13 protein-coding genes and 2 pseudogenes are annotated in these 11,943 nt (G+C 72.1%); 8 read left to right on the top strand and 7 right to left on the bottom strand.

All coding sequences use genetic code 11. The features are described 5' to 3' along the window. Positions 1-12: 12 nt before the first annotated feature. A pseudogene (locus ACZ7GZ_RS00090) lies at positions 13-225 on the bottom strand (sialidase family protein); the annotation flags it as partial. Positions 226-405: 180 nt separating this feature from the next. Between ACZ7GZ_RS00090 and ACZ7GZ_RS00095 the strand changes: the two are divergent. Together ACZ7GZ_RS00095 and ACZ7GZ_RS00100 are read left to right on the top strand one after the other, a co-directional pair. Continuing rightward, positions 406-1,002 (top strand): hypothetical protein, encoded by a 597-nt coding sequence (locus tag ACZ7GZ_RS00095; protein ID WP_471019144.1) that lies wholly within the window; start codon positions 406-408, stop codon positions 1,000-1,002. 130 nt (positions 1,003-1,132) lie between these two features. After that, a pseudogene (locus ACZ7GZ_RS00100) lies at positions 1,133-1,396 on the top strand (MFS transporter); the annotation flags it as partial. A gap of 23 nt (positions 1,397-1,419) precedes the next feature. Here the strand turns inward: ACZ7GZ_RS00100 and ACZ7GZ_RS00105 are convergent. Further along, a complete protein-coding gene (locus ACZ7GZ_RS00105) occupies positions 1,420-1,653 on the bottom strand; it encodes a hypothetical protein (RefSeq protein WP_471019147.1) in 234 nt (77 codons plus the stop codon). Positions 1,654-1,711: 58 nt separating this feature from the next. On the opposite strand from ACZ7GZ_RS00105, the gene map reads away from it, so the two are divergent. Further along, positions 1,712-2,569 carry a type I methionyl aminopeptidase gene (map, locus tag ACZ7GZ_RS00110; protein WP_471019150.1) on the top strand — a complete coding sequence of 286 codons (858 nt, stop codon included), beginning with the start codon at positions 1,712-1,714 and terminating at the stop codon, positions 2,567-2,569. Positions 2,570-2,697: 128 nt separating this feature from the next. Beyond that, a complete protein-coding gene (locus ACZ7GZ_RS00115; RefSeq protein WP_471019153.1) occupies positions 2,698-3,345 on the top strand; it encodes a biliverdin-producing heme oxygenase in 648 nt (215 codons plus the stop codon). Here the strand turns inward: ACZ7GZ_RS00115 and ACZ7GZ_RS00120 are convergent. After that, positions 3,342-4,037 (bottom strand): PhzF family phenazine biosynthesis protein, encoded by a 696-nt coding sequence (locus ACZ7GZ_RS00120; protein ID WP_471019157.1) that lies wholly within the window; start codon positions 4,035-4,037, stop codon positions 3,342-3,344. The two genes, ACZ7GZ_RS00115 and ACZ7GZ_RS00120, sit on opposite strands and share 4 nt — an antisense overlap. Then, a complete protein-coding gene (locus tag ACZ7GZ_RS00125) occupies positions 4,030-4,920 on the bottom strand; it encodes a hypothetical protein (RefSeq protein WP_471019160.1) in 891 nt (296 codons plus the stop codon). Before ACZ7GZ_RS00125 ends, ACZ7GZ_RS00120 begins: the two co-directional genes overlap by 8 nt. 186 nt (positions 4,921-5,106) lie before the next feature. On the opposite strand from ACZ7GZ_RS00125, the gene efeO reads away from it, so the two are divergent. From efeO to ACZ7GZ_RS00145, 4 genes are read left to right on the top strand one after another with little or no spacing between them, the layout of a single operon-like run. Next, positions 5,107-6,243 carry an iron uptake system protein EfeO gene (efeO, locus tag ACZ7GZ_RS00130; protein ID WP_471019163.1) on the top strand — a complete coding sequence of 379 codons (1,137 nt, stop codon included), beginning with the start codon at positions 5,107-5,109 and terminating at the stop codon, positions 6,241-6,243. Between the two features lie 16 nt (positions 6,244-6,259). Continuing rightward, positions 6,260-7,519, top strand: coding sequence for an iron uptake transporter deferrochelatase/peroxidase subunit (gene efeB, locus ACZ7GZ_RS00135; protein ID WP_471019167.1), 1,260 nt, complete (start codon positions 6,260-6,262; stop codon positions 7,517-7,519). Between the two features lie 3 nt (positions 7,520-7,522). Beyond that, entirely contained in the window at positions 7,523-8,395 is an 873-nt protein-coding gene (efeU, locus tag ACZ7GZ_RS00140; RefSeq protein WP_471019170.1) for an iron uptake transporter permease EfeU, read from the top strand. After that, complete coding sequence (locus tag ACZ7GZ_RS00145; protein ID WP_471019172.1) at positions 8,355-9,347, top strand: SCO2278 family lipoprotein; 993 nt, start codon at positions 8,355-8,357, stop codon at positions 9,345-9,347. The genes efeU and ACZ7GZ_RS00145 overlap by 41 nt, the downstream gene beginning before the upstream one ends. Before the next feature lie 27 nt (positions 9,348-9,374). On the opposite strand, the gene ACZ7GZ_RS00150 is transcribed toward ACZ7GZ_RS00145, so the two are convergent. From ACZ7GZ_RS00150 to ACZ7GZ_RS00160, 3 genes are all read right to left on the bottom strand, one after another. Then, a complete protein-coding gene (locus ACZ7GZ_RS00150) occupies positions 9,375-10,094 on the bottom strand; it encodes a bifunctional DNA primase/polymerase (protein ID WP_471019176.1) in 720 nt (239 codons plus the stop codon). A gap of 64 nt (positions 10,095-10,158) precedes the next feature. Next, the gene (locus tag ACZ7GZ_RS00155; RefSeq protein WP_471019179.1) at positions 10,159-10,788 is read right to left on the bottom strand and encodes a TetR/AcrR family transcriptional regulator; all 630 of its coding nucleotides are present in this window, start codon (positions 10,786-10,788) and stop codon (positions 10,159-10,161) included. A gap of 149 nt (positions 10,789-10,937) precedes the next feature. After that, entirely contained in the window at positions 10,938-11,933 is a 996-nt protein-coding gene (locus ACZ7GZ_RS00160; protein WP_471019180.1) for a small ribosomal subunit Rsm22 family protein, read from the bottom strand. Between the last annotated feature and the right edge of the window lie 10 nt (positions 11,934-11,943).

Here is an 11,943-nt window from a genome sequence, read left to right on the forward strand (position 1 = left end):
GGCGGCACCGGCTCAGGCGAGCCGGCGCCCGGGAACCCGGCGGAAGGTGATCGTCTCGTAGGCGCTGAAGTCACCGGTCTCGTACGGCAGTCCCACCGGGTCACGGTCGACGCGGACCAGGTCGGAGCAGGCGGCGGGCGGCCCGTCGGCGGTGAAGGCCGTGCGCCGGGTGGTGCCGCCGCCGGCGGAGACGCGGATCGTCGTCAGGACGCGGAAGGCGGGGTCGCCGGTATCCGGAAGCCGGCGCAGCCCTCGTGCCCGGCGCGGAAGGGGACGGTGGTGCCGGTCGTCGGGCGGCTCCTGGCGATGCACAGGGGGCGGGTGAGGTGGTGCACGTCCCCGGGGCGGGCGAATTCCGTGTGAACTCCACGTCACGAGTAGCCGGTTGCGGCAGGATGCGGGCGCATGGACGCCGTACGGGTCGCGCTGCTCAGGGAAGTGCTCGCCGGGACCGAGTGGCTGGGGGCCACCCGGCGGTTCGCGGGGGTGCTGCGCGGGTCGGTGGTGGCGCACGGGGGCGGTCTGCTGCTGGTGGGCACGCCGGAGTACGAGCCGTGGCATCTGGCCGCGCACCTGACGGACGAGGCGGCGTGGTCCGGCACGCCGGAGCTGGCCCCGACCCTGGTACGCCATCATGCGCGCCCCTGCGACCCGCCTCACCTGGCCGTCGGACCGGGCCGGATCGAGGCGGCGCGGCGCGGGGAGACCCTGCTGGTGGTGGCGCCCGAGGAGCCCGCGCCGCTGCTGGAGCACGTCCACGCGGCTCGGCGGACCGGGGTGACGGTGCTGGCGTTGGGCTCCGGCGGGGGAGAACTCGCCGCGATGGCGCACGACACGCTGACCGTGCCGGAGGGGGCGGAGCTGGACCTGGACACGGTCCAGCACCTGGTCAGCGCGGCGGCCGGGGAGAACGGTGGCCCTCCGAGGGTGCGGCGGGGATTCCGGGACCGGCTGGCAAGACTGACGGAGATCCTGACGGCACCGCCGCCCGCCCCCTGGTGAGGGGCGCGGCCGCCCCGAGGCGAAATACAGTTGCCTGCTGATCCCGGTCGGCCGAACATGCCTCAGTGACCCGCGCCCTCCTGCCCGACCTCTCCCCCTGGAAGGCCTCCGCGGACTTCCGCCGCCTCTCCAGACGGTCCCGGACGAGCTGCGCGGCCGGCTCGCCGGGATCGAGCTGCTGTCCTACTCGGTCGGCCCGCAGCTGGGCCAGGTCCGGGCGGGTGGTCTGGCCGCCTGGGCGGGCGTACGGACCTCCGTCGTCTCAGGCGGGCTGGCGTGCGCGGGTGCGATGGGGCTGCTGGCGCTGTGCCTGCCGGATCTCATGACGTACGACGCCCGGACCAGTGAACACGCACTGCGGATGCGTGAACGCCGCGCCGCCGTGCGGGCCTGACCCCCGCCCTCGGACCCCCGCCCTCACGCGTCGTCGGTGTCGCCCGTCGTGGACGCGTCGTGCCAGCGCGGGTCGTTCTCCCACTGGAGGTTGCGCTCGGCGGCGGTCTCCATCGCGCGCTGGGCCTCCTGGGGAGAGGTGTAAGGCCCGAAGCGGTCCTTGCCGGGGCAGTCCGGGCCCTCCTCGACCTTCTTGTGCTCCAGGCAGTAGTACCACTCGCCCGGCTTGCCGGCGGTGCGCTTCTTGAACAGGGCCATGAACAGCTCCTCTCGCCACCGACATGTTCCCCCATGTCCGCTCGATAGACTCGCTGGCATGTCTGGCCAGTCGCTGCTCGTTCCAGGGGAGCTGTCTCCCACCCGTCCGGTTCCCGGAAACATCCGCCGCCCCGAGTACGTCGGCAAGCCCGCGCCGGCGCCGTACACCGGGCCGGAGGTGCAGACCGCGGAGACCATCGAGGCGATGCGGATCGCCGGCCGTATCGCCGCGCAGGCGATGGAGGAGGCCGCGAAGATCATCGCGCCCGGGGTCACCACGGACCAGCTGGACAAGGTGGCGCACGCGTACATGTGCGACCACGGCGCCTACCCGTCCACGCTCGGCTACCGCGGCTTCCCGAAGTCGCTGTGCACGTCGGTCAACGAGGTCATCTGCCACGGCATCCCGGACTCGACGGTCCTCAGGGACGGCGACATCGTCAACCTGGACGTGACGGCGTACATCGGCGGGGTGCACGGCGACAACAACGCCACCTACCTGGTCGGGGACGTGGACGAGGAGTCCCGGTTGCTGGTGGAGCGGACCCGCGAGTCCCTCAACCGCGCGATCAAGGCGGTCAGGCCGGGCCGGCAGATCAACGTCATCGGCCGGGTCATCGAGTCGTACGCCAAGCGGTTCGGGTACGGGGTGGTGCGGGACTTCACCGGGCACGGGATCAGCTCGTCGTTCCACTCCGGGCTGATCATCCCGCACTACGACAGCCCGCACGCGACGACGGTCATGCAGCCGGGCATGACCTTCACCATCGAGCCGATGCTGACGCTGGGCACCCACGAGTACGACATGTGGGACGACGGCTGGACGGTCGTGACCAAGGACCGCAGGCGGACCGCGCAGTTCGAGCACACGCTGGTGGTGACGGAGACGGGTGCGGAGATCCTGACCCTGCCGTAGCGCCGCGCTTCCGCCGGCCCGCTCTCTTCGGAGGGCGGGCCTTTTTCATGCCCTTCCCGGCCCTGATGATTTTCCGACACGCTGTCGGTAAACTTACCGACAGGTCGTCGGCAAACCGGGGAGTGTCCATGGAGTCGTTCTCGTCCCTCATCCGCATCGCGTCCCACGAACAGCACATGGAGGCGGAGACCTCGACGTTCATGGGCGACCTGCTCGGCGGCAGGCTCGGCGTGGACGCGTACACGCGCTACACCGAGCAGTTGTGGTTCGTGTACGAGGCGCTGGAGACCGCGGCCGGACGGCTGGCCGCGGATCCGGTGGCGGGGCCGTTCGTGCGGCCCGAGCTGTTCCGGCTGCCCGCGCTGGAGCGGGACTTGGCCCATCTGCGGGGGCCGGGGTGGCGGGCGGGCCTGTCCGCCCTGCCCGCGACCCGGGCGTACGCGGACCGGGTCCGGGAGTGCGCCGAGCGCTGGCCCGGCGGTTATGTCGCCCACCACTACACCCGCTACCTGGGCGATCTGTCCGGCGGCCAGGTCATCCGGGACAAGGCGGAGCGGACCTGGGGCTTCGCGAAGAAGGGCGACGGCGTCCGCTTCTACGTCTTCGAGGGCGTCGCCAACCCCGCCGCGTTCAAGCGGGGTTACCGGGAGCTGTTGGACGGGATACGGGTGGACGACCTGGACAAGCAACGGGTCGTGGCGGAATGCAAGCGGGCGTTCGCATTGAACACCGCCGTCTTCCGGGCGCTGGGCGAGGAGTTCCCGCTGAGCGCCTAGCGTTCGAGGGCGGCCGGCATGCGAGGGCGGACGGCGTTCGAGGGCGGCCGGTGTTCCAGGAACACCCTGCCGCCGATCTCCACCCAGCCGTGCGGCTGCGGTGCGGTCAGGATCTGGGAGCCGCGGCCCTGGATGATGTTCAGGGCGCGGCCCAGCCGGTCGGTGAGGAGGAGCGCGGCGGCGCCGGTGGCCTCGTCCTCGTCGATGCCGTCGCCACGGCCGGGGAAGGCGCGGGCGCGGACCCGGCCGGCCGCCTCGTCCTCCCAGGCCCAGGCGTAGATCCACTCCCCGGCCGGGGGCACGTCGAGGGCGTCGACCTCGGCGGCGGTGGCGTACTGGCGCAGGGTGCGCGGCGGGGCCCACTCCGCTCGCGCCTCGATCCAGCTGAACTCGCCGTCCAGGCGGGCGCCGGCCACTCCGGCGGGGGTGACCAGTTCGGGCACGTCGAGCAGCCAGGCCGTGCCGACGCAGGGGTGCCCGGCGAAGGGCAGCCGCAGGGTGGGCGTGTAGATGTCGATCACACCGCGCTCGGGGTCGTCCACGAACACGGTCTCGCTGAAGCCGAGTTCGGCCGCCAGCGCCTGCCGGTCGCTCCGCTCGGGCAGCACCGAGCCGTCGCGGACGACACCGAGTTCGTTGCCGTAGCCGCCGTTCGGTCCGCAGAAGACACGGAGCACGTCGTAGTCAGTCACAGGGGAATTGAAACATCGCGGCGGCGGCGAGCGCGTCCCAGGCGGGGGCGCCGCCGGGGAGCGGCCAGGTGCGCAGGCCGGAGGGGCCGTACGGCAGCCCGGCCAGCGCGTCGCCGTAGCCCTGCTCCATGGCCGCCCGCCGCCGTTCGAGCGCGGGCGTGGCGGGGCGTGCGGCGAGCCGGTCCATGTTCCGGCGGTGGCCTTCGGTCATCACCTGGGCGTCGCGGCGCCACAGCTCCTCGTCGAGCAGCCGTGTGAGCACCACGCACTCCGGGGCCCGTCCCTCCGCCAGCGCGGCGGCCACCCGGTCATGGCCGTCGAGAATCATCCAGCCGTCGAGGAAGGGCACCCACCACAGGAGGACGGGCGCGAGGGTGCCGTCACGGGCGTGTCTGCGGTACGCCTTCACGCGCGGGGCGTCCGGCGGTGCGAGTTCCCGCAACGGCAGGACGCCCTGCCAGCCACCGCCGCAGTACAGCTCCAGGCTGCCGCCGGGCCAGTCGCGGACGAAGTCGGACGTCCAGACGTAGGAGGGCAGGGCGGTGCGCAGCGCGAGCTCCCAGCGCCCGTCGTCCAGGGGTGTTCCCGCGGCCTCCACCAGCCATGTCGCGTACCGGTGCGGCCAGTTGACGGTCGCCCTCAGTTCGGCGGAGCGGAGGGGCGGCAGGGGTGAGCGGTAGCCGGTCAGGCGGTGCAGGTGCAGGTCGTGGCAGCATCCGTCGCCGGTGAGGCCGCCGAGCAGGACGGGCGCCTCGCCCTGCCGGAGCACCTTCCGCCGTCCGTCCTCGGTGGCCTCGAAGCGGAGTGCGGGCGGCGCCGCCCGGTGCGCGATCTCCAGCACCAGCCGGCCGGCCCCCAGGAGTTCCCTGCGCGTGTTCCCCATGCCGCCCACCTTCCCACCCCTTGGCCTTTCCTTTGCCGTTTATTGGCGTCTCCTTTGAGCCATCGAGATCAAGCCGTATCTGCGACCGATCCGTGAGAGCTGAATCACCAACCGGGTGGGTAGAGGTGAGGTAAGCCTCAGGTAAGTTAGGCCAGCCTCACCACACCAGATCCGCTTGGAGCCCGCATGCGAGCCGCCCGACTTACCGTCACCGCCGCCGTCGCCACGGCAGCCCTGACCGCCCTCGCGGCCTGCACCGCGAAGAGCGAGGCCAAGGACGGCGACGCGATCCAGGTCACCGCGGCCGACTCCAAGTGCGACACCTCCGCCAAGTCGGTCCCCGCCGGCCATGTCACGCTGAAGATCGAGAACAAGGGCTCCAAGGCCACCGAGGTCGAGATCCTCTTCCCGGACGACCGGATCGTCTCCGAGAAGGAGAACATCGGGCCGGGCACCGAGTACACGCTGACCGCCGAGATCAAGGCGGGCTCGTACGAGATCGCCTGCCGCCCCGGCATGAAGGGCCACGGCGTGCGGCAGAAGCTCGACGTGACCGGCGGCGGTACGAACGCGCAGCGGAACCCGCAGCTGGACAAGGCGGTCGCCGACTACCGCCAGTACGCGCAGGACCAGGCCGACGCCACCGTGCCGCTCGCCGAGACCTTCGCCGAGGCGATCAAGGCCGGCGACCTCGACGCCGCCAAGAAGGCCTACGCGCCCTCCCGTCTGGGCTGGGAGCGCACCGAGCCGGTCGCCGAGTCCTTCGGTGACATCGATCCCAAGACCGACACCCGCGCCGACGGCCTGGAGAAGGGCCACAAGTGGACGGGCTGGCACCGGCTGGAGAAGGCCCTCTGGGCGGACAAGAAGATCGGCGCCGACGAGAAGGCCCTCGCCGACCAGTTGGTGAGCGACCTGAAGGACTGGCAGCAGCGGGTCGGCAAGGCCGAGATCACGCCGACTTCCATGGCCAACGGCGCCAAGGAACTGCTCGACGAGGTCGCCACCGGCAAGGTCACCGGTGAGGAGGACCGCTACTCGCACACCGACCTGGCCGACTTCAAGGGCAACGTGGAGGGCGCGCAGAAGGCGTACGAGCTGCTGAAGCCGGTCGCCGCGAAGAACGACCCGGCGCTCACCAAGGAGCTGGACAAGCAGTTCACCGCCCTGAACGGCGTGCTCGACAAGTACCGCTCGGACAAGGACTCCTATGACTTCGTCTCCTACGACAAGGTCACCAAGGAGCAGCGCAAGGAGCTGTCGGACTCGGTGAACGCGCTCGCCGAACCGCTGTCCAAGCTCGCCGCCGCGGTCGTGAAGTAAGCAGGGGGACAGGGCGATGACCGAGACCCAGGGGAGCAATCCGTCGCGCCGTGCGCTGATCGGCTGGGGCGGTGCCGGGCTCGCGCTCGGTGCCGCGGCGGCCGGCGGCGCGGTGGCGATGGCCAACGCCGGCAACGACGTGGACCCGGTGGCCGCCGAGGCGGGCGGCGCGGTGGAGTTCCACGGCGCCCACCAGGCGGGCATCGCCACGCCCGTCCAGGACCGGCTGCACTTCGCCGCGTTCGACGTGAAGACCGAGGACCGCGACGAGTTCGTCCGGATGCTCAAGGACTGGACGGCGGCGGCCCGGCGGATGGCCGCCGGCAAGCCCGTCGGCGAGGGCGCCTACGGCGCACTCACCGAGGCACCGCCGGACGACACCGGCGAGGCGCTGGGGCTCAAGCCCTCGCGGCTGACGCTCACCATCGGCTTCGGGCCCTCGTTCTTCGAGCACTTCGGGCTGCGCGACCGGCGGCCGGCGGCCCTCGCCGACCTGCCGCAGTTCCCCGGCGACAACCTGGACAGGTCCCGCACCGGCGGCGACCTGTGCGTCCAGGCCTGCGCGGACGACCCCCAGGTGGCCGTGCACGCGATCCGCAACCTCGCCCGCATCGGCTTCGGCAAGGTCGCCATCCGCTGGTCGCAGCTCGGTTTCGGCAAGACCTCCTCGACCACCCCGGACGCGCAGACGCCGCGCAACCTGATGGGCTTCAAGGACGGCACCCGCAACATCGCGGGCACCGAGACCGACCGGCTGAAGAAGTTCGTGTGGGTCGGCGACGGCGACGTGGGCGCCGAGGACGCCTGGATGACCGGAGGGTCGTATCTCGTCGCCCGGCGCATCCGCATGAACATCGAGACCTGGGACCGCACCTCCCTGCAGGAGCAGGAGGACGTGTTCGGGCGGGACAAGCGCGAGGGCGCGCCGGTCGGCAAGGCCAAGGAGCACGACGAGCCGTTCCTGAAGGCGATGAAGCCCGACGCGCATGTGCGCCTCGCGCACCCGGACTCGAACGACGGGATCACGATCCTGCGCCGGGGCTACTCCTTCACCGACGGCACCGACGGCCTCGGCCGCCTGGACGCCGGCCTGTTCTTCCTGGCCTACCAGCGGGACGTGCGCAAGGGGTTCATCCCGCTGCAGCGCAAGCTGTCCGCGCACGACGCGCTCAACGAGTACATCCAGCACGTGGGTTCGGCGGTCTTCGCGGTACCGCCCGGCGTCCGGGACTCGGGCGACTGGTGGGGCCGCACGCTGTTCTCCGAGGAGGCGTAGCCCGTGTTCTCCAACTACCTGATCGGCCTGCGCGAGGGCCTGGAGGCGTCGCTCGTCGTCTGCATCCTCATCGCGTATCTGGTCAAGACCGGCCGCCGGGACGCGCTGAAGCCGGTCTGGATCGGCATCGGCATCGCGGTCGCCATCGCGATGGGCTTCGGCTGTGTCCTGCAGTACGGCTCCCAGGAGCTGACGTTCCAGGCGCAGGAGGCACTCGGCGGCTCGCTGTCGGTGGTCGCCGTCGGCCTGGTGACCTGGATGGTGTTCTGGATGCGGCGCACCGCCCGGCACCTGAAGTCGGAGCTGCACGGCAAGCTGGACGCGGCCCTCGCCATGGGCACGGGCGCGCTGGTCGCCACCGCGTTCCTGGCCGTCGGCCGGGAGGGCCTGGAGACCGCGCTGTTCGTGTGGGCGTCGGTGCACGCGGCGAGCGACGGCACCCCGCGCCCGCTGATCGGCGTGGCCCTGGGCCTGGCCACCGCGGTCCTGCTCGGCTGGCTGTTCTACCGGGGCGCCCTGAAGATCAACCTCGCGAAGTTCTTCACCTGGACCGGCGGCATGCTGGTCGTGGTCGCGGCGGGAGTCCTCGCCTACGGCTTCCACGACCTGCAGGAGGCGAGCTGGCTCCCCGGCCTGACGCACCTGGCCTTCGACATCAGCGACACCATCCCGCCGGACAGCTGGTACGGCACCCTCCTCAAGGGCGTCCTCAACTTCCAGCCCGACCCGACGGTCCTCCAGGTCACGGTGTGGCTGCTGTACCTGATCCCGACGCTCGCGATCTTCCTCGCCCCGGTAGGGTTCGCCTCCGGAAAGGGGAAGGTGAAGGGATCCGATGAGCAGGGATCACAGCCCGCGCAGGCTCCGCAGGCGTGACCGGAACGCACTCATAGCGGCCTCGCTGACCGCTTTGTCGCTGACGGCGAGCGGATGCGTGGTGGTGCACGGGGAGCGTGAGATGCTCCCCGCCGCCACCCGCGCCGAGGCCGCCAAGGCGCTCACCGCGTTCACGACCGCGTACAACAAGGCCGACAAGGCATACGACAACTCCCTGGACGCGCCCTATCTCACCGGCCCGTTCGGCGACATCACCGCCGCCCGGCTGAAGGCCTTGCACGCGGGCAGCCCGTCCGGCAACCCGAACCACGTGCCGCTGAAGCTGTCGGACGTGAAGATCACGATCCCTGAGAAGACCGGCTGGCCGCGCTGGTTCGTCGCCGACGCCCAGGGCAGCAAGACCGGCAAGGCCCGCTGGCTGATGGTGTTCACCCGGGGCGACCTCGGCCGGCGCTGGCGGGTGGCGTACGTGACCCTCCTGGCGCCCGGCACCGTACCGGAGTTCAAGACGGACAAGGACGGCTGGGCGGAGGCGGTACCGGCCGGCTCCGCACAGCTCGCCGTCGCGCCCGGGAAGCTGAGCGCGGACTACGCGACCTACCTGAAGAAGGGCGGCCAGACCTTCGCCGACGGCACGTACACCAGTGCCGAACGCGCCAACCGCGCCGAGCGGGGCCACCGGCCGGGCCTGGTCACGCAGTTCATTGACCGGCCGCTGACGAGCGGCGACTACGCCCCGCTGGCGCTGCGCACGGCGGACGGCGGTGCGCTGGTGTTCTTCACCACGCACCACTACGAGAAACAGACCGCCGCCACCGGCACCACGGTCCCGACCCAGACGAAGGACGTGCAGGCCCTGACCAAGGGCGAGGTGAAGCAGTCCCTGACCCTGGAGTTCATGTCGGCCGACGTGGCCCTGGACCCGGCGCGGAGCGGCAAGGTGTCGGTGTTGGGGAGAGTGCCGGGTCTTGTGTCGGCGCAGGGTGAGTGAAACTCCGTCAGCGGCGCGGGCAACCGCTCAGTGCCGCAAAGGCCAACCCGCACCGGTGTCCGCGTACCGCGCCGCCGTGTCGGTGAGCGCCTCCAGCAGACTCAGGGGGTCCGGCAACGCGTGCTCCGGCCCCCGCACCCACCGCACCCGCTGATCGTCACCGGGCAGTCGCGCCGGCGGCACGAGCACGTACGACCCCCGGCAATGCCAGCGCAGCCCGGGGTGCTCGTCCATGGTCTCGGGGTGGCAGTCCAGCTCGCACGGCCACCACTCGTCCTCGTCCTCGGGGGTGCCGCGGGTGAGGGTGAAGAACAGCATGCGGCCGTCGTCGCTCTCGGCGACGGGGCCGACCTCGACCCCGCAGGAGAGCAGCCGCTCAAGGGCCTCCCGCCCGGCCTCCAGGGGCACGTCGAGGACGTCGTGGACCATGCCAGTGGCGGTGATGAAGTTGGCCTGCGGCTGGTGCCGGGCCCAGCGCTCGATCTGGGCGCGGTCGGTGGTGGACTGGGTCTGCCAGGCGAACGACACCGGGTGCCGGGCCGGGGTGGGACAGCCGACGCGGTCGCAGGAGCAGCGGTAGCCGGGCGCGGGGTACGCGGCGGGGGCGAGCGGCAGGCCCGCCCCGGCGGCGGCGAGCAGCAGGGACTCACGGCCGCCTTCGTCGGCGGCTTCCTTCGGGCGGCGTCCGAGCAGCCACTGGGAGAGTTTGCCCTGCCGGCCCGACCGGCTGCCGAACGTCGCGCTCATCTATCGCCTCAGTCTGGGTGGTCGCCTCGCTGGTGTGCGGACAGTGTGCCTTATCGTCCCGTCTTCATGCGCTTCGGGGTGGCTGAGATGCGATTCCGTGCAGGGCGTACTCGACCAACGTGTCCGTGTAGGCGTACGAGATCGGTCCCGTGTGCTGCAGCCAGCGCTGCGCGAGCGGTGAGACGAACAGTTCCAGGGCGATACGGGGATCGACGCCGACCCGTACGTCCCCGGCGTCCTGTGCGGCGCGCAGCCGGTCGACGTACAGCTGGAGCTGGGGTTCGAGGAGTTCGGTGACGAACTCGCGGCCGAGCGGCTCGTTGACCACCCCCTCGGCGGCCAGCGCCCGGGCGGGCACCTCGAAGCGCGGGTCGAGCAGCTGGTCCACCGTGATCCGCAGCACCGTCTTGAGGTCGGCGGCGAGGTCCCCGGTGTCCGGGATGACGTACGGCTCCTGGCCCGCTTCCTGTGCCGCCTGCCGGGAGAGGTCGAGGAACGCCTCCAGCAGGACGGCCGCCTTGGACGGCCACCAGCGGTAGATCGTCTGCTTGCCGACCCCGGCCCGGGCGGCGATCCCCTCGACGGTGGTCTTCGGGTACCCGACCTCGCCGACCAGGGCGAGGGCGGCGTCGTAGATCGCTCGGCGGGATCTCTCGCTGCGGCGGGTGGCGTCGGGGGCCGGCTTGTTGACCATGGGGGCGACGCTACAAGCTCCGCTGGTCCGGCGGTGCGCCGGTGGCGCCGGGACGGGTCGTCCGGCGTCTGCGGGTCCGTTGTGGCCGGTCGCGCCCACGCGGCGGCGGCCGCGCACCGGGCACCGCCTCGCGCCCTTCGGGGCGCTGCCTAGGCGTCCGCGTCCTCCGGCGGCCAGGCGTCGCCCCACTCTGCGTCGCGGGCCGCCCGGTACAGGGAGCCGTGGCGTTTGGTGACCGTGGTGCGGCGCAGCTGGTCGTCGGCCTCGCACAGGTCCAGCAGCACCTGGCCCTTGCGGATCTGCGGGCGCCGGATGACGCGGGCGGGGGCCGGCTCGGCGGGCAGGCGGGTGGCGACGACGTACGAGAACTTCTCGTCCTCGTACGGCAGGGTGCCGCCCTTGACCCGGCGGTGCAGGGAGGAGCGGCTCACCCGGGCGGAGAAGTGGCACCAGTCCCTGCCGGGCTCGATGGGGCAGGCGGCGCTGTGCGGGCAGGGGGCGACGACGTGGAGTCCGGCGTGGATCAGGCGGTCGCGGGCCTCGATGACGCGGGCGTAGCCGGCCGGGGTGCCGGCCTCCACGATCACCACGGTCTGCGCGGCGTCCGCGGCGGCGTCGACGAGGACGGCGCGGTCGGGCTCGGCCAGCTCGTTGAGGACGTACGACACCGTGACGAGGTCGGTGTCCTGGAGGGTGAGGTCGGCGCCGATCCGGGCGCGCTGCCAGCGGGCGCCGCGCAGGGCCGGGTTGGCGGCGGCGATCTCCCGGCCGAGGGCGAGCGCGGGCTCGGCCCAGTCCAGCACGGTGACGCCGCGCTCGCCGGGCCAGGTAGCGGTGACGGCCCAGGTGGCGGCGCCGGTGCCGCCGCCGACGTCGGTGTGGCTGCCGGGCGTCCAGTCGGGCACGGCCTGTGCGAACGCCTCCAGTGCCGAGCGGACCGCTTCGAAGGTGGCGGGCATGCGGTAGGCGGCGTAGGCGGCCACGTCGGCTCGGTCGCGGAGGATCGGGGCGTGGGTGGGGGTCTCCCCGCGGTAGTTGTCGATCAGCCGTTCCACGGCTCCGGCGGCCTGGGTGGGCGGGAGCCCGGCGAGGACGTCGTCCAGGGCGGCGCGCAGGGTCTGGGCCGGGGTCACGGGGTCGTTCACCCGGTGATTC

This window comes from Streptomyces sp. NPDC037288 (genome assembly GCF_055603265.1).

Excerpts from the sequence above, each read along its gene's own strand:
- ACZ7GZ_RS00095 (WP_471019144.1), top strand. The coding sequence starts at position 406 with ATGGACGCCGTACGGGTCGCGCTGCTCAGGGAAGTGCTCGCCGGGACC.
- ACZ7GZ_RS00105 (WP_471019147.1), bottom strand. The coding sequence starts at position 1,653 with ATGGCCCTGTTCAAGAAGCGCACCGCCGGCAAGCCGGGCGAGTGGTAC.
- map (WP_471019150.1), top strand. The coding sequence starts at position 1,712 with ATGTCTGGCCAGTCGCTGCTCGTTCCAGGGGAGCTGTCTCCCACCCGT.
- ACZ7GZ_RS00115 (WP_471019153.1), top strand. The coding sequence starts at position 2,698 with ATGGAGTCGTTCTCGTCCCTCATCCGCATCGCGTCCCACGAACAGCAC.
- ACZ7GZ_RS00125 (WP_471019160.1), bottom strand. The coding sequence starts at position 4,920 with ATGGGGAACACGCGCAGGGAACTCCTGGGGGCCGGCCGGCTGGTGCTG.
- efeO (WP_471019163.1), top strand. The coding sequence starts at position 5,107 with ATGCGAGCCGCCCGACTTACCGTCACCGCCGCCGTCGCCACGGCAGCC.
- efeB (WP_471019167.1), top strand. The coding sequence starts at position 6,260 with ATGACCGAGACCCAGGGGAGCAATCCGTCGCGCCGTGCGCTGATCGGC.
- ACZ7GZ_RS00145 (WP_471019172.1), top strand. The coding sequence starts at position 8,355 with ATGAGCAGGGATCACAGCCCGCGCAGGCTCCGCAGGCGTGACCGGAAC.
- ACZ7GZ_RS00150 (WP_471019176.1), bottom strand. The coding sequence starts at position 10,094 with ATGAGCGCGACGTTCGGCAGCCGGTCGGGCCGGCAGGGCAAACTCTCC.
- ACZ7GZ_RS00155 (WP_471019179.1), bottom strand. The coding sequence starts at position 10,788 with ATGGTCAACAAGCCGGCCCCCGACGCCACCCGCCGCAGCGAGAGATCC.